Source organism: Flavobacterium sp. CF136 (assembly GCF_000282055.1).
GTDB lineage: Bacteria > Bacteroidota > Bacteroidia > Flavobacteriales > Flavobacteriaceae > Flavobacterium.
Map to the genome: position 1 here is coordinate 49,929 of NZ_AKJZ01000040.1, position 24,944 is coordinate 74,872.

A 24,944-nucleotide genomic window follows, 5' to 3' on the forward strand; every position below is an offset into this window, starting at 1 on the left:
ATACCTAATTAACCTCTTGGAGGGAAAACTCCCTGAAGTGCAATACAAAAATTCATTGTTAGATAGGGCATCATATTATTATGAGGTAGGCTTCCTCCTGATGTAGTAATAGCATTATCCCCCATTTTTACTAAAGCACCGCCGGATGTATAAATCTTTACAGGATTACCACGACCTAAACTCGTGTTTGCGGGGGTTGTCGCCTGAGAATTCAAACCAGATACAGATAAGGTATGGGTATGTAAAGGTATTTCTGATTCTAATAAAGTCACAGTTTCACTACCTCCGGTTTCTCCTAAATCATGCAATGATAGTCCGTTACCTTGTCCGGGATGCATAGGAGCTCTGCCTTGCATATCCGGCAGGGCAAAATTAGATTTTCCGTCGCCGCCATACGTTGTGCCTAATAATGAAAAAAGTGCAGTGTTTTGTGAAAGGGGTAAAATTTGCCCATTACACATTGCCCAGCCTTTTGGAGCAAAGTTAAATCCGAAAATGCGTATTTCACTTACAAATGGATCTGCCATATCGAGACTATTTTATAGGTTTATTTTTAATTAAAATTTTAAGAATATTTAGGTTTGACTTGGAAATATTCCAAATAATGAAATAATAAAGTCAACACACAAATAAGGTTGAAAATTATCATGAGGCTGACTACCACCACTCGGACTGATTTCCGAAGCATGCAATGCTATTGTTGGGTTTGCAGTTGAATATATTTTATTTCCGGTAGCAGTTGTACTCATATAGGCATCTGTTGGAATTGCACTATCAGCTAAATCTGTTGTTGCTGCTACAGCATGATTATGTGAAGGTATTTGATTGGCAGTAAGAGTTATTGCTTCAGCACCTCCAGTTTCTGCCAACACGTAAGAAGTACCGGAATCACCAGTACCATTATGAATAGGAATACGACCACGTAAATCAGGTAAAGCAAAAGTTTCTTGCCCATCACCTCCATAAGTGGTTCCAATTAATTGAAATAAAGTTTCATTTTCTGAAATTGGCAATAATTGTCCTTCACAAAACATCCATCCCGCAGGAGCAAAATTCCCCGCAAACATTCTGATTTCACCAACGTAAGGTTGCGCCATAATAGTTACTTTTTAAATGTTATTAATTAAGTTTGTGAAGGAAAAATTCCTTGTAAAGCGATACAAAAATTCAACGCCAGAAAAGGCTGCATGTTTAAATGTGCCTGACTGCCGCCAATACTTGAAATAGCAGCAGAACTCATTGCCACCAGATTTTGACCGGAAGCATTATATATCTGATTGGGAGCTGTATTGCCTAATATACCATCAGCTGCAGGAATGTTTGTGCTTACTGCCTGATTTGTATTATTCAGAGAATGTTTGTGTGCAGGTAATTCGCTAATAGTTAGTGTATGTGCTTCTTCACCTGCTTTTTCTCCAAGCGTATGACTATTATTAAAATGAATTGGAGTTCTTCCACGCAAATTAGGTAATGCAAAAGTTGTTTGTCCGTTGCCGCCAAAAGTAGTTCCTAATAATGAGAATAAGGCCTGATTTTGATTGATTGGCAAAAATTGCCCATTACACATTGCCCATCCTTTCGGGGCAAAATTAAAAGACATGATGCGGGTTTCAGCTAAAAATGGTTCTGCCATGTTGAGATAATTTTAGATGTTTATTTTTTCGAATTATTTATTAAACCAAAACAGAATTTACACTAAGACTATGTTGGGATATTATTTCTTTTTGAAATATAATATTAGAACCTTCGCTTACAATAATTTTTGTTGAAGTTTGGTTAGAAGCCAATAGTGTTTTTAAGAAAACAGAACCTTTTTTTGTTTCAAAACTATATGGATTTAATATTTGTTCCGGTGTAGGAAACAAATAGGAGGTTAAATCAACAGTATTATTTTTGGTTTTTAATTCTTTCATAGCTGCTGTGAGCGCTTCCAGATCAAATCCGGATAATGATTTTAATGCTTTCCATTCTCCATTTGAGTTTTTTCCAAAACACAATAACACATCATCTAATTTTCCTGTATTGGTTATATGAAGATGCATTGGAAACATTTTCAGTCGATTATCATTAGAACTGTAGCAAAAATTCCCAGAGGGTTCGTATCCTGTTTTTTCCCAAGTTATACTTGCTTTTTTATAACAGTCCAAAAGTTCCGGATCAGATAAAAACGCATCAGAATAAGCAGATTTTGAAAATTTCGATAAAATATTTTCGTCTCCATTGTCTGAATCCGAAAAGGAAGTGAAGGTGTTTTGAGCAAGAAGAGAACTACCGCACAAAAGTGTTGTAGCGCCTACAAATCCAACATTTTTGATAAAATTTCTACGTGTTAAATCAATCATAATAAAATGTTTATATAAGTATAAAATTATGGTAAAAATAACAAAAACATCAATAGATATAATAAAAATTTACAAACAGTATAATAATAACTCCCTTTTTGCGTTATTTTAATTTTTTTTAAGGAAAATACAGACAGCAGAGTATTGATTTAAAAAATGGATTTTAATTTGACATAAAAAAAAATCCCCAACAATAATCATTTTGATTATTGTTGGGGATTAAATACCTTGAAAGTTATTATTTGATCTCTTCCTCTTCTTTTTTAACAGCAGGCTGATCATCTTTGGCAGCGTTTTTAAATTCCTTTATCCCGCTTCCTAAACCTTTCATTAATTCCGGAATTTTTTTACCTCCAAAAAGTAATATCACAATACCTACTATTACGAGGATTTCTGTAAGACCTAATCTTCCCATGATTGTATATTTAATGCCGAAGCAAATTTGTATATAATTTTAGGCAAAGGTATATAGAATTAGTGAACAAGAAATGATTTAGTATAAAAAATTTGTACTAAATGGACGTTAAATATTCTATAAAATTAAAATTTCAGGTATATTCCCTAAATTTAGAGAGACATCAACAAGGTGATTATTATTATATTTGCGTGTATATAAAACCAAAATGACTAAGAAGAAATTTAATTTTAGAAAAAAATTATTCATTAAAAACCGATTGGTCATTTTGAATGAAAACACTTTTGAAGAAATCTTTTCCTTCAAACTTAACCTAATGAATGTTTTTGTTGTTTTTTCTTTGGGTGGAATATTTTTAATCCTGATCACTACCTTTATTATTGCTTTTACACCTTTACGCGAATTTATTCCCGGATATTCGTCTTCACAGCTAAAGCGGAATGCAACGGAATTAGCTATAAAATCGGATTCATTAACAATTGCACTAAAAAAGAATGAAGCCTATATCAAGGCGATTCAAAAAGTATTGAATGGGGAATTAGAATACGCTAAATTCAATAAAGACTCTATTTTAGCAGAAGCTGATAACTCTTCAGAAACTGACATGAAAGCCTCGGAAGAAGAATTAAAATTAAGAGAAGAAGTAACAAAAGTCGAAGAAGAGGCCGGTAAAAAAACTAAAAACAAAAGTGACAAAAAATAATAAAATAAAAAATGTCTATTAAATCTGTAGCGGCAAAATTATTTGCCAGTAAAATATATCACCAAACATTAGCCTGGTCCAAAAAACCTGTAGAAACTCAGCAAAAAATATTTAAGAGTTTAATCAAAAGTGCAAAAGACACAGAATTTGGTATTGATCATCATTTTGATAAAATAAAAACATTTGAAGATTTTCAAAAGAATGTTCCTATTCGCGATTACGAAGACTTAAAAACATATATTGAAAAGGTTAAATCAGGAGAAGAAAATATTCTCTGGAAAGGGAGACCACTCTATTTTGCCAAAACTTCGGGAACAACTTCCGGAGCAAAATATATTCCGCTCACAAAAGAGTCAATGCCTACTCATATTAAGGCTTCGCGAAATGCAATTTTGCATTACATACATGAAACCGGAAATGCGGATTTTGTCAATGGTAAAATGATTTTCCTACAGGGAAGCCCTATTCTAACTGAAAAATTCGGAATTAAATTTGGAAGATTATCCGGAATCGCAGCGCATTTTGTTCCGAAATACTTGCAAAAAAACCGAATGCCTTCGTGGGAAACCAATTGTATTGAAGATTGGGAAACTAAAGTAAATGCAATTGTTGAAGAAACGATTAAAGAAGATATGTCGGTAATTTCGGGAATTCCGTCCTGGGTACAAATGTATTTTGAACGTTTACAGGAAAAAAGCGGTGGAAAAAAAATTAGCGAAATATTTAAGAGCTTTAATTTGTTTATTTACGGAGGAGTCAACTATGAACCTTACCGCGCGAAGTTTGAAAATATGATTGGCAGAAAAGTAGACAGCATTGAATTATTTCCTGCTTCTGAAGGATTTTTTGCTTATCAGGATTCCCAAAAAGCAAAAGGAATGTTATTGCTATTGAATTCAGGGATTTTTTATGAATTTATAAAAGCCGATGAATTTTTTACCGAAAATCCAAAAACCCTAACAATTGGTGAAGTTGAAACAGGAGTAAATTATGTATTGATTGTTTCGACAAACGCAGGACTTTGGCGTTATAATATTGGTGATACTGTTCAGTTTACCTCTTTATTTCCCTATCGTGTTATAGTTTCCGGCCGAATTAAACATTATATTTCTGCTTTTGGAGAACACGTTATTGCTAACGAAGTCGAAAATGCAATGAAAGAGGCAACACATGGAACCAAAATAGTAATTAACGAATTTACCGTAGCGCCGCAAATTAATCCGTCAAACGGATTGCCTTATCACGAATGGTTGGTAGAATTTGAAAATGAACCTGAAAATTCAGAAGCTTTTGCAGAAGCCATTGATAATTCAATGCGAAAACAAAACATTTATTACGATGATTTAATCACCGGAAATGTTTTAAGAAAAGTGGTGGTAACCAAAGTGTCGAAAAACGGTTTTCAGGAATATATGAAATCGCAGGGTAAATTAGGCGGACAAAATAAAATCCCGAGATTATCAAATAATAGAGATATTGCAGATAATTTGAAATAATGAACTTATATTTATAAGTCCAAAAATAAAAACACATGAAAGAAACCAAACATATATCAAGATCAAGAGCTCAGGAATCTTCTGCAGCAATCGAAAAAATGTATATTACAATGCGCCATTTGTTTAACCGTGGTTTTTATAAACCAATGGGAGTTTCCGGAGACAGCCTGCGTGAATCATTATTGGCATTGCGTCCTGAAATTTATGGAAATATTGCAGAAGAAAAAGTAGAACTTAACGGATTATTATACGTTATAGAACGTCTTCCGATTGGGATAGAACAATGCCGATTTATTAATTTAACTTCAGATGAAGGGTATTCAAAATCGCACTTTCAGGCTATTGTTCCTCCAAAAAGAAGAAGAAATTGTTATCGAATTGATGAAGAACAAATGAATGTTGAAATTACACGTGGACGTTCAGACATCTATGATATTTTGACACATTTGACTTTTATTTTCATTGAATCTCATAAAATTAAAAACAGGGTTTTATTAGATGACGGAGGTGAAGTTTCACGTGATTGGCTAAAATTGGAACAAGCAGTAACGCAGACTAAAAAATTGTCTTTGATTGAAAAAGAAAAAGCAATTTCGCATGTTGCCAATATTTTAGCAAGAACGTTCGAAGAGGTTTTAGATATATATGATGCCTTTGGTTCCGAAAATGCGCCGGATCGTTTCCTGCACGTTATTTATTGGCTTGGAAAATTAGCCATTGAAGAAATGATGGATAATAATAAAAGAACTATAACTTTTAGTCCCGTTTTAAGAGAACGTTTGGGACACCACATCCATGGTGAAATTTGGGCAACCAACATTAAGGAAGTTTTAAAAGCTAATAATCTTTTAAAAAGACCAATCCATGTGATTAGTGCGAACATGCACAGCGTGATGAACTCGATTTTTGCAACACCTTTGCTAAAATCGAAATTTAAAGGCAAAACAGATTTCTTTATTTATGAAGAATTAAGCAGTTCAGGATCAAAAGAAATTAGAAGTCAGGTTGAAGAATTAGCTTTAAAAAACGGAATGATTTCACTTCCGGATACTTCTGGAACGAATATCGATGTTCAGATTTTTGATACGGCCAAAATCGACTGGTCGAAAACAGCATTTTCACAAGCGAATGTAGATGAAGAAAAACCGGTAATCATCGTAATGGATTACGCTTTTGGTGAGCAGGCTTACGAAACAATCGACGAGCTTTTAAAACCATTTAAAAAAGAAACTTTACTAAATGTAAAATCAGTTTCGATAATGGGTAAGGCCGGAATTCTGGAAGGCGGGAAAGGAGACATCATGATTCCGTCAGCACATATAAACGAAGGAACTGCCGATAATTATTTCTTCGAAAATGAATTAACGGGCGCTATGTTCGAAGGAAACGACATTGCAGTTTTTGAAGGTGCCATGGTTACCGTTTTAGGAACATCTTTACAAAACAGGGAGTTGTTAAAATTCTTTCATGAATCAACCTGGGGAGTAATTGGTCTTGAAATGGAAGGCTCTTATTATCAGAAAGCAATACAATCTGCCTCAAAAATTAGAAAAAGTGTCCCTCATGATGTTAAAGTCAGATATGCGTATTATGCATCGGATAATCCATTGGAAACCGGAAGTACATTAGCTTCAGGAGGATTAGGCACTACAGGTGTAAAACCTACTTATTTAATTACAATTAAGATTCTGGAGCAAATTTTAAATCTTCAAAAAAACAACTCATAACAAATTTCGTCAATAATAGAAAAAAAGATAAATGTTAAATTTATTTTATAAAATTGAAAAAGGTAAATTTGCTCTTGGAAACAAATTAATATGAAAAGAATACTTATTACCGGAGCTGCAGGATTTTTAGGATCGCATTTGTGTGACCGATTTATCAAAGAAGGTTATTACGTCATTGGAATGGATAATCTGATTACGGGAGACCTTAAAAATATCGAGCATTTATTCAAATTAGAACATTTTGAGTTTTACCATCACGATATTACAAAATTTGTTCATGTTCCGGGAGATTTAGATTATATTTTGCATTTTGCTTCCCCTGCAAGTCCAATTGACTATTTAAAAATCCCAATCCAAACCTTAAAAGTAGGCTCATTAGGAACCCACAATTTATTAGGTTTGGCACGTGTAAAAAAAGCAAGAATTTTAATTGCTTCCACTTCCGAAGTATATGGAGATCCCTTAGTTCACCCACAAACCGAAGAGTACTACGGAAATGTAAATACTATCGGACCCCGTGGAGTTTATGATGAAGCCAAACGTTTTCAGGAATCAATAACAATGGCGTACCATACTTTTCATGGTGTAGAAACAAGGATTGTTCGTATTTTTAATACCTACGGACCAAGAATGCGTCTTAATGATGGTCGCGTAATTCCTGCTTTTATTGGTCAGGCACTTCGTGGAGAAGATTTAACTATTTTTGGTGATGGCATGCAAACCAGATCGTTTTGTTATGTAGATGATCAGGTAGAGGGAATCTTCAGATTACTTCATTCAGATTACGTGTATCCCGTTAATATTGGGAATCCGGACGAAATTACTATCAAGGATTTTGCCGAAGAAATTATAAAACTTACAGGAACCAATCAAAAAGTAGTATACCATCCCTTACCAATAAATGATCCTTTGCAACGTCAGCCGGATACTACAAAAGCAAAAGAATTATTAGGATGGGAAGCCAAAATAAATAGAGCTGAAGGTATGAAAATTACTTACGATTATTTTAAATCACTTTCAAAAGAAGAACTTTTAAAAGAAGAACATAAAGACTTTTCAAATTATATAAAATAATGCGAACCAAAACAGGAAAATATTCAGGTTATATCCGCCCATTCTCCTATTTGATAGATTTGCTCATTATCAATTTTTTTGCGGTTTATATCGCTCATTTTCCTATAGATCAAATACTATTTTTAATCGTACTAAATGTTGGTTGGATTGGTATTGCCTCAGATTTAGGTTTTTATGAGGTATATCGTTATACAAAAGTTATTGCAATTTTAAATTGTGCCCTAAAACAAGCCTGTTTATTTGGTTTTGTAATTTTTGCATTAGCTTTTTTTTATGCAGATGAAACCAGTTTTAAAATTTTATTGCTTTTTTTATGGACTTCATTTGTTTGTATTTTATTCATAAAGTTTTCAATCTACTTTTTTCTTCAAAAATATAGAGTAGTGTATGGTGGAAATCGCAGAAGAGTTGTATTATTCGGAAACAAAGCAAGTATTTCGCCTTTACAATATTTTTTTACGGAGAATCCTGATTACGGATATGAATTGATACATGTTTTTGAATTTGAAAAAGTAAAAGCTACCCAAATTGATGAAATGTTTGATTTTGTTCTAAGCAGAAAAATTGACGAAATGTATTGTTCAATTATTGGTTTATCTCAAGACCAAATGAACGAAATTATTGATTTTGCAGACAGTAATTTGAAAACTCTCAAATTTATTCCTGACGGAAATCAAATATTTTTCAGAAATTTTATCTTAGAATATTATGATTATATCCCTGTAATTGCGCTCAGAAATATTCGATTAGATGAAAATTTGTATAAAATAATGAAGCGAACTTTCGACATTATTTTTTCAATAGTAATCATTGCAGGGGTTCTTTCCTGGGTTCTTCCAATTTTGGGAATTTTAATAAAACTGGAATCAAAAGGGCCAATTTTATTAAAGCAAAAACGCAATGGACTTAATAACAAAGAATTTTATTGTTATAAGTTTCGATCAATGGAAGTGAACAATGAAACTTGTATGAATCAGGTTTCTAAAAATGATCCAAGAGTTACTAAAATTGGAAAGATTATTCGAAAAACCAGTATTGATGAACTACCTCAGTTTTATAATGTTTTACTGGGAGATATGTCGGTGGTTGGACCAAGACCGCATATGGTAAGCTATAATCAGGAGTATATACTGAAAGTAGATAAATTTATGGTGCGCCATTTTATAAAACCCGGAATTACAGGTTTAGCACAAGTAAAAGGTTTTCGTGGAGAAATAGAATCGGATTATGATATTATCAATCGGGTAAAATATGATATTTTTTATATCGAAAACTGGTCAATTTTGTTAGATTTGAAAATTATTTTAACCACAATTTACCATATTATTAAAGGCGATAAAAAAGCGTATTAATGAGTGAGTTAGTTTCTATTATAACCCCAACATTTAACGCCGAAAAATATATCCGGGCAACTTTACAATCAGTACTAAATCAAAGTTATCAAAATTGGGAAATGATTTTGGTTGATGATGCATCGACAGACCTTACAGTTTCTATTATTGAGGAATTTGCTCAAAAAGACACCAGAATAAAATTGTTTAAATTAGCTGAAAATTCAGGAAATGGTTTTGCCCGAAATGTTGCTTTAGAAAAAGCTGTTGGTAAATATATCGCCTATCTTGATGCTGATGATTTATGGTTTCCACTGAAATTAGAAAAGCAAATACAGTTTTTAAAAGCAAATAATTTACCATTTACTTTTAGTTTTTATGATTGTATTGATGAAGAAGGCAATCCCTTAAATAGGCGAGTTCAAGCACCATTGAATTTAACATATAATCAATTGTTTTTCTGCAATTATGTAGGTAATCTGACTGCGATTTATGATGTTGATTATTTTGGAAAAATCGCATTGGAAGCTTCTCAAAAAAGACAGGATTGGCGATTGTGGCTTACGATTTTAAAACAAATCAAAACAACGAAACCTGTATCGGAACCTTTAGCATTTTACAGAATTAGGAAAGATTCTATTTCTTCGTCGAAATTCAAATTAATTAAACATAATTTTGGAGTTTACAGAGAATTTCACAGCTATAATTTTGTGTTTTCGGTTTTGTTAATGATACGATTTTTATTCACACAATTGATTATCAAACCGCATTATATCAAGAAACCCTAAGAGTTATAAATATGATTTAAACTGTTTTAGTTTCCCTCGATTGGTTCTTTCCAAAACCTTTTTTCTGGTAAAATTGAAGTTTAAATTAGGCTCTAAATATAAGGTAATAGCTTCTTCAATTTTTTGAATCTGAGCTGTATTTAACTCATTTTCACTCACGTATTCAATTTCAAAAGTATTTAACTGCGTTTGTTTGATAATAAATTCTTTTACATTTCCGTCGTCTTCAATAATACTTTTGGTAACATAATAAAAAGTCAGTCCCGGTGATTTTTTCCCGCTTGGTAAAATGGCAACATCATTAGTTCTTCCAACAAGTTTTTTCAAAATTGGTTTTTGGAGTGTACTTTTTTCATCTAAAATTCCGATGTCGCCGATATCATATCTGATAAACGGATTTGCTTTGTTGAATAAAGAAGTAATCACAATTCGGCCTTCTTTTCCGTAAGGCAAAACCTGATTATTTTCATCTAAAATTTCAATAAATAGTGTTTCAGAATTTACCTGCCACTCACCTTGAGGATTTTCAAAGGCAATTAAATCTAATTCTGAAGCTCCATATTCATTGATAATCGGGATACCGAATTGTTTTTCTAAGAGTTTTTTATCCGATTCAAAAAGCATTTCCGAAGTAACAAAACAAGCTTTAAGCGTTGGGCAAATTTCTTTTAGAATAATATTTTTTTGTTCTAAATATTTAGCAAATAAAACAATAGAACTGGTATAACCGTTGAGGTAATCGAATTTTTTTGTTTTGAATTTACCCAGGAATCTCCCCAAAATTTCATCAGATAAATCGAAAACCGGAAATCGAAAACGACGGCTCAAAAAATCTTTAAAACGCTCTTTTTGGTATCCAACAAAATCCATCGGAATGCCATAAAATCTTGCTTGATAGGAATGATTAAAATCGATTCCGAACCAGCCAAAACGCATAATATTCGAAGCCCAGGTTAAGGCATGCGAGTATTTGTCTTTGGCAAAAATAAAAGGAGTTCCGCTGGATCCGGACGTTTTGTTGAGGTAAATATTTTTTTTAGAATAGCCGTTTGAAAGTCTTTCTTCGAGTGGTTTTTGTAAATTTTGTTTGTTTAAAATGGGTAAATCTTCCCATTTTGGAGCAGTTTTATTTCCGACTAATTCATTATAAAAGCTATTATTCTGTAAATGAAAACCAACAATTTCATCTTTTTTCTTTTGGAGAAATTTTAAAAATTCTTCTTCAGAAAAACGAGAAATAGTACCCAGATCAGCTTTCGCTTTCTTTATTGGAAAACCGTTTAATTGAAGGGAAAGATCAAAAAGTGAAATCATTAAATTGCTTCTTTTAAATCGAAACGTTTGATCGACCTTAATTCCTGGCCTTTGTTTGATTCTTCTTCTTCAATATCAAAATCATCCTGAAGACCTAGCCAAAATTTAGCAGAATTTCCAAAATATTGACTTAAGCGCAAAGCAGTATCAGCAGTTATTCTGCGATTTCCTTTTGTGATTTCTGAAATTCTGGTTTGCGGAATTTTCAAATCTTTTGATAAACGATAAGGTGTTATGTTCAAAGGAATTAAAAATTCCTCTAATAAAATTTCTCCCGGATGTATATTTTTTAATTTTTCCATTTTAGTCATTTTAATGATAATCTACAATTTCTACAGCAGAAGCATTTCCATCTTCCCAGCAAAAAATTATTCGCCATTGATTGTTAATTCTAATACTGTAAAAATCCTTTAAATTGCCTGTCAATTTTTCTAAGCGGTTAGAAGGAGGAATTCTCAAATCTATTAAATTTAATGAGTTATGCAACATTCTAAGTTTCCTTCTGCCAATTTGCTGAATTTCTACAGAAGGTTTTTTTACAATAATACCATTCCAAATTTTTTCAGTTTCTTTAGATCCAAATGAAATTATCATACCTTTTGCGTTGCTAACGTCAAAAGTAAGTAAAAAAAATTATTATTTAAGGTTAAAACCGACTATTTTTGCACCACAACTAAATACAACTATATCATGACAATTTTATTATTGGGATCAGGCGGAAGAGAGCATGCATTTGCATGGAAAATGATTCAGAGTCCACTTTGTAAAAAACTTTTTGTTGCACCAGGGAATGCGGGAACTGCTGCTATTGCTGAAAATGTTGCAATGTCTCCAACCGATTTTGATTCAATTAAAACCTTTGTACTAAAAGAAAATGTAAAAATGGTTGTCGTTGGACCTGAAGATCCGTTGGTAAAAGGTATTTATGATTATTTCAAAAATGATGAAAGTTTAAAGCATATTCCGGTTATTGGGCCATCAAAATTAGGGGCACAATTGGAAGGAAGCAAAGAATTTGCAAAGGAATTTTTGATGAAACACAACATTCCGACCGCTGCTTATGACAGTTTTACTGCCGAAACAGTTGAAGAAGGATGTTCATTTTTGGAAACTTTACAGCCTCCATACGTTTTAAAGGCAGACGGATTAGCAGCAGGAAAAGGGGTTTTGATTATTCAGGACCTTGAAGAAGCTAAAACGGAGTTAAGAAACATGCTGGTTCATGAAAAATTTGGAGCTGCAAGCTCAAAAGTCGTAATTGAAGAATTTTTGGACGGAATTGAACTAAGCTGTTTTGTTTTGACAGACGGGAAAAGCTATAAAATTCTTCCAACAGCAAAAGATTATAAACGAATAGGTGAAGGAGATACAGGATTGAATACAGGTGGAATGGGAGCAGTTTCTCCGGTTCCTTATGTTGATGCTGTTTTGATGGAAAAAATTGAAACCCGTATTGTAAAACCAACAATTGAAGGTTTCCAGAAAGACGGGATCGAATATAAAGGATTTGTATTTATTGGTTTGATTAATGTAAAAAACGAACCAATTGTTATTGAATACAATGTGAGAATGGGTGATCCGGAAACTGAAGTTGTGGTGCCAAGATTAAAATCGGATTTAGTTGAATTGTTTTTGTCTGTGGCAGATCAAAAATTAGATACTTTCGAATTAGAAGTTGATCCGAGAAGCGCTACAACAATTATGGTGGTTTCGGGTGGATATCCGGAAGATTTTGAAAAAGGAAAAGTAATCACAGGTTTAGAAACGATTACAGATTCTATTGTTTTTCACGCTGGAACAAAATTGGAAGACGGAAATGTTTTAAGTAACGGAGGTCGTGTATTAACGGTAACTTCGTATGGAGATGATTTTCAGCAGGCCATAAAAAAATCTTACCAAAATATAGATAAACTAAATTTTGATAAGATGTATTTTAGAAAAGATATTGGCTTCGACTTACTTTAAAAAAGAGTGAGCGGTAGTATCTTGGTTTTCTGTTCCCTGAGCATCAAAAATGCGTAATTGTTTAATCCAATAAACGATTGCGCATGTACAAATAATCATAAAAATCCAGTTAATTGTGTTTGCACCAAACCAGCTAACAGGTTCTAAGCGACGCAAAAAGTCAAGTGGAGCAAACAAAATGTTAACGAATAAGTATTGTATTCCTTCAAAAAAAGCTGTCATAATTTATAAAATTATATGTTATTTATTGTTTTGTAACGCATTGAAGATAAATTCAAATAATAGAATCTTTTTTCAACTTGTTGGTTTTCCTTTTTAAACAAGTATTATATTTACATTCACAAAAGTATAAAATATCCTTATGATAACAAGTGTTTTTAAAAAATCTACACCATTAAATTATTCTTTGGTTGTAATTTTAATACTGGTTTTCTTTTTTCTTTTTCAAATTCAGGAACCTTCATGGATGAGTTCTTCATTTTTGGCGTTTCAAAAAGTGAGTCTTTTGTGTTTTATTTTAGCTTCTTTTTTCCTGATAAATTTCATTGTTAAAAAAAACGGACTCAGTAAAGACAACGGTTATGCAATATTTTTCTATTTGTTACTGCTGCTGTTTTTTCCCGCAATATTTAATAATCCGAACGTATTATACGCTAATTTTTTCATCTTATTAGCGGTTCGCAGATTAATTTCCCTACAATCATTAAAGGCTTCTAAAGAAAAAATATTTGACGCATCATTTTGGATTTTGATAGCATCCTTATTTCAATTTTGGTGTGTTCTTTTTTTGATATTGGTTTTTATATCAATAATTTTTCACGCTTCCAGAGATTATAGAAATTGGATTCTGCCATTTATTGCTCTCTTGGGAGTTGCTTTATTATTTTTAATGGTATCCTTTATTTTTAATTTTGACGCTGTAACATTTATTGAAAACAGAGCAATTATCGATTTAAGGATGGACTATTTTAAGAACAATTACGAAAACGGTTCATTTTCTATATATGTTGCTGTAGCGCTGTTTTTTATTGTTTCTGTTTTAACTACACTATCAAACAGACCACAGATTGTCCATACATCCTATAAAAAAATAGTTGCTTATTTTTTTATAGCAGTTGCGGTTTATATCATTTCACCTGATAAAAGCAATGATTTGTTGTTGTTCAGTATTGCTCCTTTAGCAATGATGGCAACAAGTCATGTCGAATATGTTAAGCAAAAATTAAATAACGAAATTGTATTTTATATACTTACTTTATGTAGTTTATTTACTTTTTTTTCTCAATTATAACTTATTCCCATAAGCAAGATCACCTGCATCTCCCAATCCTGGGATAATGTAGTTTTTATCATTTAATCTTTCATCTAATGCCGCTACCCATAAATGGCAATTCTCCGGAAGATTTTTTTCCAGATGAGCAATTCCTTCCGGTGCAGCAATAACGACTACGATATGAATTTCGTTTGGAGTTGCATTCTGAACCAATTTTTCATGTACAGCAACTATCGATTGACCTGTTGCCAACATTGGATCAAGTAATAAAACGGTTTTGTTATTTATGTTTGAAAGTGCTTGATATTCGACTAAAATTTCAAACTCAGCATCATTATTCGGATGATATCTGCAAGCCGAAACAAAGCTGTTTTCTGCATGATCAAAATAATTCAAAAAGCCATTATGAAGTGGTAGCCCGGCTCGTAAAATTGAACATAAAACTAAATTATCATTAATTTCAGTTGTTTTTTTAATGCCAAGAGGAGTCTGAATTTCTACGTTTTTATACGTTAATTTTTTACTCAGTTCATAGGCCATTATTTCGCCAATACGTTCTATATTTCTTCGAAAACGCATGCTGTCGTTCTGAATGTTTATATTTCTGATCTGACTTAAAAAATGATTTAGGATACTGTTATTTTCAGAGATGTAATGAATTTTCATAATGTGTTTTTAGAATTATTAATCGTAAAAAGGTACGAAAACGAAAATTTAAAGGTTTTTTTCGCACTATAAAAGTATAAAAAGTATCTTTGTATCTCTAAAAAATAAAGACATGTTTTCAAAACTAGCATATTCTGTTTTCGAACAAAGCATCAAAGATTATCATCAATTTGATAGTGTTGATCAACCTGTAAACAATCCATTTCCAAAAGATAAATTCGAACATTTATTATATTTAAAAAACTGGATAGATACAGTTCAATGGCATTATGAAGATATTATTCGTGACCCACAAATTGATCCTGTTGCAGCGTTAACCCTAAAAAGAAAAATTGATGCATCTAATCAGGAACGTACTGATATGGTGGAATATATTGATAGTTATTTTCTACAAAAATACAGCAATGTAAAGGTAAAAGATGGTGCAAAAATCAATTCTGAAAGTCCTGCATGGGCTTTTGACAGACTATCAATTTTGGCATTAAAAATTTATCACATGCATGAAGAAGCTACCCGCGCAGAGGCTTCGCAGGAACACAGAAATAAATGCCAGGAAAAATTAAATATTCTTTTAGAACAAAGAAGTGACTTGTCTACAGCAATTGAAGATTTGCTTACAGATATCGAAAATGGAGATAAATTCATGAAAGTATACAAACAAATGAAAATGTATAATGATGATGAATTAAATCCGGTTTTATACCAAAATAAAAAATAGTTGGCCACAAAATTGCCCAAAACTATTCAACATATAGCCGTCATGCGACTCTCTGCAATGGGAGATGTTGCCATGACGGTTCCTGTTTTACGTGCTTTTGCAAAACAGTATCCCGAGGTCAAATTAACGGTAATTTCCCGTCCGTTTTTTAAACCATTTTTTGAAGGAATCCCGAATCTTGATTTTTTTGCTTTTGATGAAAAACAACGTCATAAAGGATTTTTGGGCCTTTTAAGACTATTTCAGGATGTGAAAAAATTAAAAATAGATGCTTTTGCCGATTTGCATAATGTTTTAAGGTCTAAAGTTGTGAGCCTTCTTTTCGCTTTAAGCGGAAAAAAAAGAGCAACTGTAGATAAAGGCAGACAAGGTAAAAAAGAATTAACTCATGCCGAAAATAAAACTTTCAAACAATTGCCAACGATGTTCGAAAGACATGCAAAAGTGTTTGAAGAATTGGGTTTTACATTAGATTTATCGAATCCGGAATTTCCTGAAAAGGCAAATTTGAGTGCAGATATTTTGGAAATTGTCGGAAACCAAAATCAAAAATTAATTGGAATTGCACCTTTTGCCCAATATGATTCTAAGGTTTATCCGTTGGATTTAATGAACGAAGTTATTTCTACATTGGCACAAAATCCAAACAATAAAATATTGCTTTTTGGAGGAGGTAAAAAAGAAATTGAAATTCTGGATTCACTTTCACAGCCGTTCGAAAATGTAATAAACATGGCTGGAAAAATAAAATTCCAACAGGAATTACAATTAATAAGCAATCTTGACGTGATGCTTTCTATGGATTCCGGAAATGCCCATATTGCTGCTATGCTGGGTATAAAAGTAATTACACTTTGGGGCGCTACACATCCATACGCAGGATTTTTGCCATTTAATCAAAGTTTGGAAAATGCCTTAACTTCAGATAGAAATCAATATCCAAAACTGCCAACATCCATTTATGGAAATAAAATTGTTGAAGGGTATGAGGATGCGATGAGAACAATTTCTCCTGAGAACATTATTGAAAAAATGTAGTTAATCATTTCTCATAAATCAAAGAAAAGATACCCCATTGCTTTCTTTTTGTTTCTATCAACGACAATTTTTACAAAATGATTTTCTTTTTCAGTAGCGAGTAAAATGTGTTCAAAATCTTCAGTTGAATTTCTATAAACTTTATGTATCAATTCTGATTCTTTAATTTTATTCGATAAAATTTTAGCTGCTTTTAATTCACTTACATAAGGCCAAATATTAAAAAAACTATCATTAGAGACTGATATTTCTGCCATTCCCTCAGTCATTGATGAATTGTACTTTTCTTCAGAAAGTAGTTTAGGGCCTTTTTTGTTTCTTGCTTTTTTAATTATAAAGTATACACAAATAAAAGATGTTATTACAAAAAGTAATATAAAAGATAAACGAAGGTAGTGATGCATTGCCATAATATTTAATGTTTTAAAAGTGTTGACAATTAGATTAGCTTTATAAATCCATCTTAAGATAAAGAAGGGTTAACAGCTTTAATTACAGTACTAATATAGTAAATTTTCAGCATGTTTTTTAAAAAATATCTAAAAATCCACATGTTTTTTTGTTTATTATTCAGAAGGGTTTTTAAACTGAAAATTACACTTTCGAAGAGAAAAGAAAGTGGCATTTTTAATCTTGTAAAAGTTTTAAATTAGTATTGCAGATGAATAAAATAAAATTCATAACCAGACTAATTGTTTTTTCAGATTTTTTTGGAGGAATAATTTTACCAATTGTTTAACAAATGAGTTTGAAATTATTAACGTTAAAATACTACTTTGGCTCGCTGTGAATTTAGGTCTTACAATCTAAAGCTGAATTAGTAGAAGAAAGAGAAGCATTTTTGTAAGTGGCTTTTTAAAATCTTGAAATGTTAATATAATAAAACAGAAACTATTTATGCCAAAAATTACAATAACAATTGCAATTTTGCTTTTATTCTCTTTTTCAGCTTTTTCTCAAAAAGTAAATCTTTCGGGTGTTTTAACTGATGGTAACGAAAAGACACCCGTTTACAATTCGGTGGTTGCTTTATTAACTCCCATAGACTCTATTTTATATAAGTTTACCCGATCGGATAAAGAGGGAAAATTTAATATCAAAAATGTAAAAGCAGGAAACTATATCCTGATGACAGCTCATAGCCAATATGCCGATTATGTAGACTCCATAACCGTTAAAGAAAATGAAAAAAACGTGGGAACAATTGCTTTGATAAGCAAAATGAAACTGCTGAAAGAGATAATAATAAAGACGGGTTCTATTAGAGTTAAAGGAGATACCACCAGTTACAGGGCAAGTGATTTTAAAGTTGACGCTAATGCAAATGTAGAAGAATTACTAAAAAAACTTCCAGGGATACAAGTAGACAAGAATGGTACAATAAAAGCCATGGGGGAAAAAGTAGAAAAGGTATTGGTAGATGGTGAAGAATTTTTTGGAGATGACCCTGGCATGGCGGTAAAAAACTTACGGGCAGATGCAGTAAAAGAAGTACAGGTTTTTAATAAAAAAAGTGATCAGGCCGAGTTTACAGGAATAGATGATGGCGAAACAAAAAAAACCATTAACCTGAAATTAAAGGAAGATAAAAAGAAAGGTTATTTTGGTAAAATAGATGCAGCAAATCAACCATTTACAGATGCTGATTCCAGATACAATACCAATTCGATGTTTAGCAGTTTTAAAGGTAAAAGAAAATTATCCGCTTTTTTATTAAACGGGAACACGGGGCAAGATGGACTTAGCTGGCAAGATAGTGATAAATTTGGCGGACGTGATGATATAAGCATGAACATGGATGACGATGGAAATGTAAGTTATGAATGGACAGGTGGCAATAATGATGAAGAACCTTATATTGACACTCAAAATGGTTTTATCAAAAACACCAACGCAGGATTGCAGTACAGCAATAAGTGGAATGATAAACAAACATTGAATCTATCGCCAAAATTTAATAAGCAAATTTACACCAATAATAACAACAGAATCACTCAAACACAAGTAGGAGAAACTCAGTTAAATGAAAAAACATCGACGTTAAGCAATGTAAACAGAAGTAACTTTAAATTAAATGCTACTTACGATGTAAAATTAGATTCTGTAAATTCCATAAAAATTACAGCCAAAACCAATTTTTACAATACAGAAAGTGATGAATTTACAAACGGAACTACTACGGGAAATGATGGATTGTTAAAAAATAAACAGGAAAAAACATTTATTACAAAATCAGATAAAGAATCTTTGCTTGCTAGTATTTTGTTTAAACATAAATTCGCCAAAGAGCGTCGTACATTTTCTGTAAATAGTAGTTGGAACACGTTGAATACGAATTCAAATAATTTTTTAAAATCTTCTAACGAAAGTTATGATGAAGGTGTTTTTTCTTCCAGGAATGATGTGGATCAAAACAAAATAGGAGAGAAAACGAATCAAAATTTAGCAGTAAATGTCAGTTATACGGAACCTCTTAGTAAAAGATTTGCATTACAATTTGGCTATCAAATTACTCATAACACTGGCAAAAGCAATTATTTAACCTATGATTATTCTGATGTTACAGGTAATTATGATTTGGTTGTAGATTCTTTATCAAACCAATTCAAACAGACAATAACAACTCAGAGACCCAATATAAAATTGAGCTACAATGCTAAAAAAATAAATTATAGTTTTGGAAGCGGCTTCGGTTTTACTTCATTTGACCTGCAAGATCAAACTTTAAATAAAGAATACAAACGCCATTACATTAACTTTTTCCCAACGGCAAGTTTTTCTTATAAGTACAAAAGCAACGGTAATTTGCGTTTCAACTATCAAGGGGCAACTCAACAGCCTACTATTGATCAATTACAGCCATTGAGAAACAATCAGGATTTCTTTAATCAAATTGTAGGTAATCCAAATCTAAAACAATCCTTCACCAATAGTATAAGCATATCACACAATAGTTATAGTATTTTGACAGAATCGCAATTTTACCAAAACATTTCTTTAAGAATGACTTCCAATTTAATTTCGTACAACAAAGATATAGATCCGGAAAGTGCTAAAACAATTACCACACCCATAAACACGAACGGGAATTTCTCCGGGAATTTTTATTTTGGATATGGATTTAAGATAAAAAAAATAGATTTATACGTTAATCTTAATCCATCTCTTAATTACAATAAATCAGTACTTAGTATTAATAACAAAATCAACAATTCCAATACTTTAAATTCAGGGTTTTCGATTTATTTAAGTAAATTTAAAGAAAAGAAATACGAATTTAGTTTAAATAATAATTTTTCAAATAATAGAAACAGTACATCTCAAAACAATGAAATAAAATCATTTAATACTAACAATTTGGGTTTGGATATTGGGGTTTATTTCAGAGAAAAATGGAAAATATCCACAGACTACAATTTATATTCCCGTCAAAAAACAGTTGATTTTCAAACCAATCTCACGAATCAATTATGGAATGCAAGGCTGCAGCGCACCTTTAAAAATGATGAGTTCACGGCTTATATCCTTGTAAGAGATATTTTGAATCAAAATATAGGTATAAGAAGATATGTTTTTGAAAATATAATAGGAGAGGAACAAAACGACAGGCTGAAAAGATATGCGATGGTAGGCTTTACCTGGAATTTTAAAAACAGAGGCGAAACTGCAAAAAAATAATTCAGAAACTGTTCAGAAAAAAAGTTTACGAACAGCAATAAAAGCATTCAAAAAATCAATTTTATTGATCATTAATTACATATGACCAATAAAACAATAAATAGCAAGATTATGAAATCACTACTTTTTTTTATTGCAGGACTAATTTTTACAACCACATCAAAAGCACAGCAATTTATAGATAAAGCTGTAATTGAATATGAAGTAAATACCAATCTCAAAAAAACAATGAGTAATGACAGTTGGGACGAGATGATGAAAGAGAACTTGTCGGACTTAAAAATATCCTATTTCACCTATACTTTTGCAGACAACAAAAGCATTTATAAATTTAATAGATGGAGTCCAAAAACAAGAATACCAAAACACGAGAAAGACGCAGATGAAGAAAACACTTGGTATCTTGATTTTACAGCAAGAAAAATGAACATGCAAAAACAAATAGTTGGTACTAATTTTCTAATAGCAGATAGTATACCAAACATAGAATGGAAAATCACAAATGAACATAGAGAAATAGCTGGTTATAATTGCCGAAAAGCTGTAGGCAAAATCATGGATGACGTATATATATTTGCTTTTTACGCAGACGACATTACCATTTCTGGCGGTCCATGTTCAATAAATGGTTTGCCGGGTATGATTTTAGGCCTTACAATACCAAGATTATACACATCATTTATAGCTACTAAAATAGATTTGGAGATCAATAATACATTCGAGATAAAGCCCATTACAGCAAAAAAAACCTATGACTTAATTGAGCTAAAATCTTTGATAGAAGAAAAAACAAAAGATTGGTTTACCTATGGCGAGGACAAAGAAGAAAACAAAAGACAAAAGAATATGTTTTTGTGGAATGCTTTTTTATAATTATATAAAAAAATCCCAAAGTCCAATTTTTAGAGTTGGAGTTTGGGATTTTATATTTTTTGGAATTTAACTTCTAAACATCATCATAATCAATATAAATAGATTCTGAAGTTGGATGCGCCTGACATGTTAAAATTAAACCGGAAGCAATTTCTTTATCGGTTAAAATAGAATTTTTAGTCATTTCGGCACTTCCTGAAGTTACACGTGCTAAACAGCTGCTGCAAATTCCGCCCTGACAAGAATAAGGAGCATCGATTCCTTGTTTTAGAGCGGCATCCAATATGGTTTGTTTTTGAGACATTTCAAAAGAAACTTCATCATCATCAACCAAAACAGTAATTTTTGTATGCCCTTCTAGTGAAGTTTTTATTTCATGTTCCTGAGAAGAAGAAGTAAAAAGCTCAAATTTAATAGCTGATTCTTTTACATTTTTCTCTTTTAGAATCCCGGAAACGGTATTGATCATTTCTTCCGGACCACACAAATAAAATTTATCAAATTGCAATTCTTTGTGTTTGTTGTTCAATACAAAATTTACTGCTGATTTGTCGATTCTGCCAAACAAAGCATTTTCGGCTTTAGCCTGACTATACACATAATGCACGAAAAAACGGCCAACATATTTCAATTGTAGGTCGTGTAATTCCTGATGAAAAATAGTTCCTTCCGGAGTTTTATTTCCGTAAACCAATACAAATGAACTTTTTGGTTCGCTTTTTAAAACTGACTTTAGGATTGAAAGTACAGGAGTAATTCCGCTTCCTGCTACAAATGCAGCATAATTTCTTTGTCTTTCAGCTTCAGGTTCAAAAGTAAACTTTCCTTCAGGATGACCAACTTCAAGAACATCTCCGGCTTTTAGTTTTGTATTGGCAAATTGAGAAAATAAACCATTTTTAACTGCTTTTACAGCAATTCGTAATTCTCCGCTTTCTGGTGCAGAGCAAATAGAATACGCACGACGAATTTCCTGATTATCAAGGGTTAATTTTAAATTTATGTATTGTCCTGCTATAAATTTATAATCTGATTTTAGTTCTTCGGGAACATTAAAAAGGACAGAAACAGCCTCGGTAGTTTCACGTTTTACCTCTTTAATTATGAGTTTTAAGAATGAAGGCATGATATTAATATTTTATGCAAAAGTAGCAAACGGCAATTAAACCACAGGTACTAAATTATTTTTTTTAACTTTTTTTGTAACGTTTACTTACATTTGATCTCTTACTACAAAACTGAAAACCAAATAACCATGATTAAAAAGTTTATTTATCTCGAATGGAAAGCCTTTACAAGATCGGCATCGTTTGGTGCAAACCTGGCGATGAAAATTTTGATAGGTTTTTTAATGGTGTACTTTTCTCTTATTTTTATTGGAATGGGGGTGGGAGCATTTTATGTACTTAAAAAAATGAACCTTGAGCCGTTAGTAACTGTCAATAAATTTTTGATTTATTATTTTTTATTTGATTTAATAATTCGATTATTAATGCAGGCAATTCCGGTTCTGAATATAAAACCGTTATTGGTTTTACCTTTCAGGAAACCAACAATTGTTCATTTTTCTTTGGGTAAAACGGCTTTGTCTTTTTTCAATTGGGCCCACGCTCTTTTCTTTCTGCCTTTTTCGGTTGTATTGGCAATAGAAGGATATGATATTATTGGAATTATTTTTTGGCATTTGGCTATTTTATGTTTAGTGTATATCAACAATTTTTTAAATATTATTTTGAGTAATATTGATAAATTATTTGTTGTTTTCATCGGATTAATTTTGGCTTTAGGAGCAGCACAATATTATAAGTTATTTGATATTACAACCTTTACGACACCAATTTTTCAGGGATTTTATGCTATAAAAGGGATATTTTTAATTCCAATTTTGGTATTGATCGGGTTGTACGGATTTACATTTAAATACTTCAAAAACAATTTATTTTTAGATGCCGGACTTTCGAAAAAAGAAGATATCGCTGCAACCGAAAATCTTTCATGGCTTAATCAGTTTGGAACTTTAGGGACATTTCTTAAAAATGATATCAAATTAATCAAAAGAAACAAAAGATCAAAAACAACTATTTTAATGAGTTTTCTCTTTTTGTTTTACGGGTTAATCTTTTTTGGAAATTCACATCAGCCTGCGGTAATGCATATTTTTGCAGGGATATTTGTTTCGGGAGGATTTTTATTTGTCTTCGGACAGTTTGTTCCAAGTTGGGATAGTTCCTATTATCAACTGATGATGACACAAAACATTCCCTATCGTGGATATATTACTTCAAAATGGTGGCTGGTTGTTATTGCCACTTTTATTTCGACAATATTAGCATCATTTTATCTTTTTTATGGGTGGGAAGTTTATCTCACTATTGTAGTAGGAGCCATTTATAATATTGGAGTTAACTCACACTTGGTGCTTTTGGGAGGAGCATATACCAAAACACCAATTGATTTAAGTAATGCCAGTGGTGCTTTTGGAGATAAAAAAGCCTTCAATATAAATGCCATGTTGCTGACTTTGCCAAAATTATTATTGCCTTTGGGGCTATATGGTCTCGGACTTTATTTAGGAAATAAAACCCTTGGATTATTGTTGGTTGCAGGAGCTGGAGTTTTAGGTTTTATCTTTAGAAATACGGTTTTTTCCTTAATCGAAAAAAGATATAAAATCGAGAAGTACAGCACAATTCAGGCCTACAAACAAAAGAGTTAATCAGTCATTTTGAAAATGTGTCAATTAGGGAATTAGCTTCAATTGACTTAATCTAAAATCTAAATTCAAAAATCTAAAATTACCATGATACAAGTAAATCAGCTTTCAAAAATATATAACGGAACAACAGTTTTAAACATTAACAATCTTGAAATTCCAAAAGGACAAAGTTTTGGATTGGTGGGAAATAACGGAGCAGGAAAAACTACTTTTTTCAGTTTATTATTAGATTTGATTCAGCCTTCAACAGGAAGTATTAAAAACAATGATATTCAGGTAAACGTAAATGAAAACTGGAAATCTTTTACAGGTTCATTTTTAGATGAAAGTTTCCTGATTGGATATTTAACTCCTGAAGAATATTTTTATTTTATTGGAGATTTGCGTCATCAAAACAAAGCAGATATTGATGCTTTATTGGTACAACACGAAGAGTTTTTTAATGGAGAAATTCTGAACAACAAAAAATATTTGCGTGATTTATCTAAAGGAAATCAAAAGAAAGTAGGTATAATTGCGACACTTATTGGCAATCCGGAAGTGATTATTTTAGATGAGCCTTTTGCTAATTTAGATCCAACAACTGTAAGCCGATTGAAAAAAATAATTAAAGAATTAGCTGAAAATCCAAATGTTACGGTTTTGGTTTCCAGTCATGATTTGCAGCATACTGTTGAAGTTTGTGATCGAATTGTAGCTTTAAATAAAGGAGAAGTGGTAAAGGATATTCAAACTTCTGCAGAAACCTTACAAGAGCTGGAATTGTTTTTTGCAGTATAAGTTTCTATATTTCAAAAAGAAGCGTATTTTTACCAGTCATTATACTA

The 24,944-nt window shown here is 31.9% G+C and carries 26 protein-coding genes; 14 read left to right on the top strand and 12 right to left on the bottom strand.

Translation table 11 applies throughout. From position 1 onward, the window contains the following. Positions 1 to 8 precede the first annotated feature (8 nt). The 5 genes from PMI10_RS12410 to PMI10_RS12430 form a co-directional block, all read right to left on the bottom strand. Positions 9 to 527: a phage tail protein gene (locus PMI10_RS12410; RefSeq protein WP_007808371.1), complete on the bottom strand. Its 519-nt coding sequence runs from the start codon at positions 525 to 527 to the stop codon at positions 9 to 11. Between the two features lie 48 nt (positions 528 to 575). Next, positions 576 to 1,097, bottom strand: coding sequence for a phage tail protein (locus tag PMI10_RS12415; protein WP_007808374.1), 522 nt, complete (start codon positions 1,095 to 1,097; stop codon positions 576 to 578). A 26-nt stretch (positions 1,098 to 1,123) separates the two neighbouring features. Beyond that, positions 1,124 to 1,633 (bottom strand): phage tail protein, encoded by a 510-nt coding sequence (locus PMI10_RS12420; RefSeq protein WP_007808376.1) that lies wholly within the window; start codon positions 1,631 to 1,633, stop codon positions 1,124 to 1,126. 40 nt (positions 1,634 to 1,673) lie between these two features. Next, positions 1,674 to 2,342, bottom strand: coding sequence for a hypothetical protein (locus PMI10_RS12425; protein ID WP_007808380.1), 669 nt, complete (start codon positions 2,340 to 2,342; stop codon positions 1,674 to 1,676). A gap of 238 nt (positions 2,343 to 2,580) precedes the next feature. Further along, positions 2,581 to 2,757: a Sec-independent protein translocase subunit TatA/TatB gene (locus PMI10_RS12430; RefSeq protein WP_007808382.1), complete on the bottom strand. Its 177-nt coding sequence runs from the start codon at positions 2,755 to 2,757 to the stop codon at positions 2,581 to 2,583. 208 nt (positions 2,758 to 2,965) lie between these two features. Here PMI10_RS12430 and PMI10_RS12435 point away from each other — a divergent pair, with 208 nt between their 5' ends. The 6 genes from PMI10_RS12435 (at position 2,966) to PMI10_RS12460 (ending at position 9,876) form a co-directional block, all read left to right on the top strand. Continuing rightward, positions 2,966 to 3,460, top strand: coding sequence for a hypothetical protein (locus PMI10_RS12435; RefSeq protein ID WP_007808387.1), 495 nt, complete (start codon positions 2,966 to 2,968; stop codon positions 3,458 to 3,460). 11 nt (positions 3,461 to 3,471) lie between these two features. Beyond that, positions 3,472 to 4,956 carry a GH3 auxin-responsive promoter family protein gene (locus PMI10_RS12440; protein ID WP_007808389.1) on the top strand — a complete coding sequence of 495 codons (1,485 nt, stop codon included), beginning with the start codon at positions 3,472 to 3,474 and terminating at the stop codon, positions 4,954 to 4,956. Positions 4,957 to 4,991: 35 nt separating this feature from the next. Next, the gene (locus PMI10_RS12445) at positions 4,992 to 6,683 is read left to right on the top strand and encodes a DUF6909 family protein (protein WP_007808391.1); all 1,692 of its coding nucleotides are present in this window, start codon (positions 4,992 to 4,994) and stop codon (positions 6,681 to 6,683) included. A 90-nt stretch (positions 6,684 to 6,773) separates the two neighbouring features. Next, positions 6,774 to 7,757 (top strand): UDP-glucuronic acid decarboxylase family protein, encoded by a 984-nt coding sequence (locus tag PMI10_RS12450; protein ID WP_007808393.1) that lies wholly within the window; start codon positions 6,774 to 6,776, stop codon positions 7,755 to 7,757. After that, entirely contained in the window at positions 7,757 to 9,109 is a 1,353-nt protein-coding gene (locus tag PMI10_RS12455) for an exopolysaccharide biosynthesis polyprenyl glycosylphosphotransferase (protein WP_007808394.1), read from the top strand. Before PMI10_RS12450 ends, PMI10_RS12455 begins: the two co-directional genes overlap by 1 nt. After that, positions 9,109 to 9,876: a glycosyltransferase family 2 protein gene (locus PMI10_RS12460; protein WP_007808399.1), complete on the top strand. Its 768-nt coding sequence runs from the start codon at positions 9,109 to 9,111 to the stop codon at positions 9,874 to 9,876. Before PMI10_RS12455 ends, PMI10_RS12460 begins: the two co-directional genes overlap by 1 nt. Before the next feature lie 3 nt (positions 9,877 to 9,879). Here PMI10_RS12460 and PMI10_RS12465 read toward each other — a convergent pair whose 3' ends face one another. The 3 genes from PMI10_RS12465 to PMI10_RS12475 are packed head-to-tail and all read right to left on the bottom strand — an operon-like array spanning position 9,880 to position 11,784. Continuing rightward, a complete protein-coding gene (locus PMI10_RS12465; protein WP_007808401.1) occupies positions 9,880 to 11,190 on the bottom strand; it encodes a phenylacetate--CoA ligase family protein in 1,311 nt (436 codons plus the stop codon). Further along, positions 11,190 to 11,492: a HigA family addiction module antitoxin gene (locus PMI10_RS12470; RefSeq protein WP_007808403.1), complete on the bottom strand. Its 303-nt coding sequence runs from the start codon at positions 11,490 to 11,492 to the stop codon at positions 11,190 to 11,192. Before PMI10_RS12470 ends, PMI10_RS12465 begins: the two co-directional genes overlap by 1 nt. 10 nt (positions 11,493 to 11,502) lie before the next feature. Continuing rightward, positions 11,503 to 11,784: a type II toxin-antitoxin system RelE/ParE family toxin gene (locus PMI10_RS12475; RefSeq protein ID WP_007808405.1), complete on the bottom strand. Its 282-nt coding sequence runs from the start codon at positions 11,782 to 11,784 to the stop codon at positions 11,503 to 11,505. A gap of 96 nt (positions 11,785 to 11,880) precedes the next feature. Here PMI10_RS12475 and purD point away from each other — a divergent pair, with 96 nt between their 5' ends. Further along, positions 11,881 to 13,155 (top strand): phosphoribosylamine--glycine ligase, encoded by a 1,275-nt coding sequence (gene purD, locus PMI10_RS12480; protein WP_007808408.1) that lies wholly within the window; start codon positions 11,881 to 11,883, stop codon positions 13,153 to 13,155. Here purD and PMI10_RS12485 read toward each other — a convergent pair. Then, a complete protein-coding gene (locus PMI10_RS12485) occupies positions 13,147 to 13,377 on the bottom strand; it encodes a DUF6341 family protein (protein ID WP_007808410.1) in 231 nt (76 codons plus the stop codon). The genes purD and PMI10_RS12485 overlap by 9 nt on opposite strands. A gap of 139 nt (positions 13,378 to 13,516) precedes the next feature. On the opposite strand from PMI10_RS12485, the gene PMI10_RS12490 reads away from it, so the two are divergent. Beyond that, positions 13,517 to 14,446, top strand: a complete 930-nt coding sequence (locus PMI10_RS12490) for a DUF6427 family protein (protein ID WP_007808411.1) — start codon at positions 13,517 to 13,519, stop codon at positions 14,444 to 14,446. Here the strand turns inward: PMI10_RS12490 and upp are convergent. Then, complete coding sequence (gene upp, locus PMI10_RS12495; RefSeq protein WP_007808414.1) at positions 14,441 to 15,094, bottom strand: uracil phosphoribosyltransferase; 654 nt, start codon at positions 15,092 to 15,094, stop codon at positions 14,441 to 14,443. The two genes, PMI10_RS12490 and upp, sit on opposite strands and share 6 nt — an antisense overlap. A gap of 112 nt (positions 15,095 to 15,206) precedes the next feature. On the opposite strand from upp, the gene PMI10_RS12500 reads away from it, so the two are divergent. Continuing rightward, positions 15,207 to 15,812, top strand: a complete 606-nt coding sequence (locus PMI10_RS12500) for a DUF4254 domain-containing protein (RefSeq protein WP_007808416.1) — start codon at positions 15,207 to 15,209, stop codon at positions 15,810 to 15,812. Between the two features lie 42 nt (positions 15,813 to 15,854). Further along, positions 15,855 to 16,850 (top strand): glycosyltransferase family 9 protein, encoded by a 996-nt coding sequence (locus PMI10_RS12505; RefSeq protein WP_035631825.1) that lies wholly within the window; start codon positions 15,855 to 15,857, stop codon positions 16,848 to 16,850. Positions 16,851 to 16,861: 11 nt separating this feature from the next. On the opposite strand, the gene PMI10_RS22340 is transcribed toward PMI10_RS12505, so the two are convergent. Further along, a complete protein-coding gene (locus PMI10_RS22340) occupies positions 16,862 to 17,107 on the bottom strand; it encodes a hypothetical protein (RefSeq protein ID WP_238539469.1) in 246 nt (81 codons plus the stop codon). A 640-nt stretch (positions 17,108 to 17,747) separates the two neighbouring features. Here PMI10_RS22340 and PMI10_RS12515 point away from each other — a divergent pair. Then, a complete protein-coding gene (locus PMI10_RS12515; protein WP_007808422.1) occupies positions 17,748 to 20,528 on the top strand; it encodes an outer membrane beta-barrel protein in 2,781 nt (926 codons plus the stop codon). A gap of 111 nt (positions 20,529 to 20,639) precedes the next feature. Continuing rightward, a complete protein-coding gene (locus tag PMI10_RS12520) occupies positions 20,640 to 21,401 on the top strand; it encodes a GLPGLI family protein (RefSeq protein WP_007808424.1) in 762 nt (253 codons plus the stop codon). 73 nt (positions 21,402 to 21,474) lie between these two features. Here PMI10_RS12520 and PMI10_RS12525 read toward each other — a convergent pair whose 3' ends face one another. Next, complete coding sequence (locus PMI10_RS12525) at positions 21,475 to 22,527, bottom strand: ferredoxin--NADP reductase (protein ID WP_007808426.1); 1,053 nt, start codon at positions 22,525 to 22,527, stop codon at positions 21,475 to 21,477. A 129-nt stretch (positions 22,528 to 22,656) separates the two neighbouring features. On the opposite strand from PMI10_RS12525, the gene PMI10_RS12530 reads away from it, so the two are divergent. Further along, positions 22,657 to 24,117, top strand: a complete 1,461-nt coding sequence (locus PMI10_RS12530) for a DUF5687 family protein (protein ID WP_007808428.1) — start codon at positions 22,657 to 22,659, stop codon at positions 24,115 to 24,117. An 84-nt stretch (positions 24,118 to 24,201) separates the two neighbouring features. Further along, positions 24,202 to 24,897: an ABC transporter ATP-binding protein gene (locus tag PMI10_RS12535; protein ID WP_007808430.1), complete on the top strand. Its 696-nt coding sequence runs from the start codon at positions 24,202 to 24,204 to the stop codon at positions 24,895 to 24,897. Positions 24,898 to 24,944: the final 47 nt, after the last annotated feature.

Coding starts and splice junctions, on each gene's coding strand:
- PMI10_RS12410 (WP_007808371.1), bottom strand. CDS start 527: ATGGCAGATCCATTTGTAAGTGAAATACGCATTTTCGGATTTAACTTT.
- PMI10_RS12415 (WP_007808374.1), bottom strand. CDS start 1,097: ATGGCGCAACCTTACGTTGGTGAAATCAGAATGTTTGCGGGGAATTTT.
- PMI10_RS12420 (WP_007808376.1), bottom strand. CDS start 1,633: ATGGCAGAACCATTTTTAGCTGAAACCCGCATCATGTCTTTTAATTTT.
- PMI10_RS12425 (WP_007808380.1), bottom strand. CDS start 2,342: ATGATTGATTTAACACGTAGAAATTTTATCAAAAATGTTGGATTTGTA.
- PMI10_RS12430 (WP_007808382.1), bottom strand. CDS start 2,757: ATGGGAAGATTAGGTCTTACAGAAATCCTCGTAATAGTAGGTATTGTG.
- PMI10_RS12435 (WP_007808387.1), top strand. CDS start 2,966: ATGACTAAGAAGAAATTTAATTTTAGAAAAAAATTATTCATTAAAAAC.
- PMI10_RS12440 (WP_007808389.1), top strand. CDS start 3,472: ATGTCTATTAAATCTGTAGCGGCAAAATTATTTGCCAGTAAAATATAT.
- PMI10_RS12445 (WP_007808391.1), top strand. CDS start 4,992: ATGAAAGAAACCAAACATATATCAAGATCAAGAGCTCAGGAATCTTCT.
- PMI10_RS12450 (WP_007808393.1), top strand. CDS start 6,774: ATGAAAAGAATACTTATTACCGGAGCTGCAGGATTTTTAGGATCGCAT.
- PMI10_RS12455 (WP_007808394.1), top strand. CDS start 7,757: ATGCGAACCAAAACAGGAAAATATTCAGGTTATATCCGCCCATTCTCC.
- PMI10_RS12460 (WP_007808399.1), top strand. CDS start 9,109: ATGAGTGAGTTAGTTTCTATTATAACCCCAACATTTAACGCCGAAAAA.
- PMI10_RS12465 (WP_007808401.1), bottom strand. CDS start 11,190: ATGATTTCACTTTTTGATCTTTCCCTTCAATTAAACGGTTTTCCAATA.
- PMI10_RS12470 (WP_007808403.1), bottom strand. CDS start 11,492: ATGGAAAAATTAAAAAATATACATCCGGGAGAAATTTTATTAGAGGAA.
- PMI10_RS12475 (WP_007808405.1), bottom strand. CDS start 11,784: ATGATAATTTCATTTGGATCTAAAGAAACTGAAAAAATTTGGAATGGT.
- purD (WP_007808408.1), top strand. CDS start 11,881: ATGACAATTTTATTATTGGGATCAGGCGGAAGAGAGCATGCATTTGCA.
- PMI10_RS12485 (WP_007808410.1), bottom strand. CDS start 13,377: ATGACAGCTTTTTTTGAAGGAATACAATACTTATTCGTTAACATTTTG.
- PMI10_RS12490 (WP_007808411.1), top strand. CDS start 13,517: ATGATAACAAGTGTTTTTAAAAAATCTACACCATTAAATTATTCTTTG.
- upp (WP_007808414.1), bottom strand. CDS start 15,094: ATGAAAATTCATTACATCTCTGAAAATAACAGTATCCTAAATCATTTT.
- PMI10_RS12500 (WP_007808416.1), top strand. CDS start 15,207: ATGTTTTCAAAACTAGCATATTCTGTTTTCGAACAAAGCATCAAAGAT.
- PMI10_RS12505 (WP_035631825.1), top strand. CDS start 15,855: ATGCGACTCTCTGCAATGGGAGATGTTGCCATGACGGTTCCTGTTTTA.
- PMI10_RS22340 (WP_238539469.1), bottom strand. CDS start 17,107: ATGGCAGAAATATCAGTCTCTAATGATAGTTTTTTTAATATTTGGCCT.
- PMI10_RS12515 (WP_007808422.1), top strand. CDS start 17,748: ATGCCAAAAATTACAATAACAATTGCAATTTTGCTTTTATTCTCTTTT.
- PMI10_RS12520 (WP_007808424.1), top strand. CDS start 20,640: ATGAAATCACTACTTTTTTTTATTGCAGGACTAATTTTTACAACCACA.
- PMI10_RS12525 (WP_007808426.1), bottom strand. CDS start 22,527: ATGCCTTCATTCTTAAAACTCATAATTAAAGAGGTAAAACGTGAAACT.
- PMI10_RS12530 (WP_007808428.1), top strand. CDS start 22,657: ATGATTAAAAAGTTTATTTATCTCGAATGGAAAGCCTTTACAAGATCG.
- PMI10_RS12535 (WP_007808430.1), top strand. CDS start 24,202: ATGATACAAGTAAATCAGCTTTCAAAAATATATAACGGAACAACAGTT.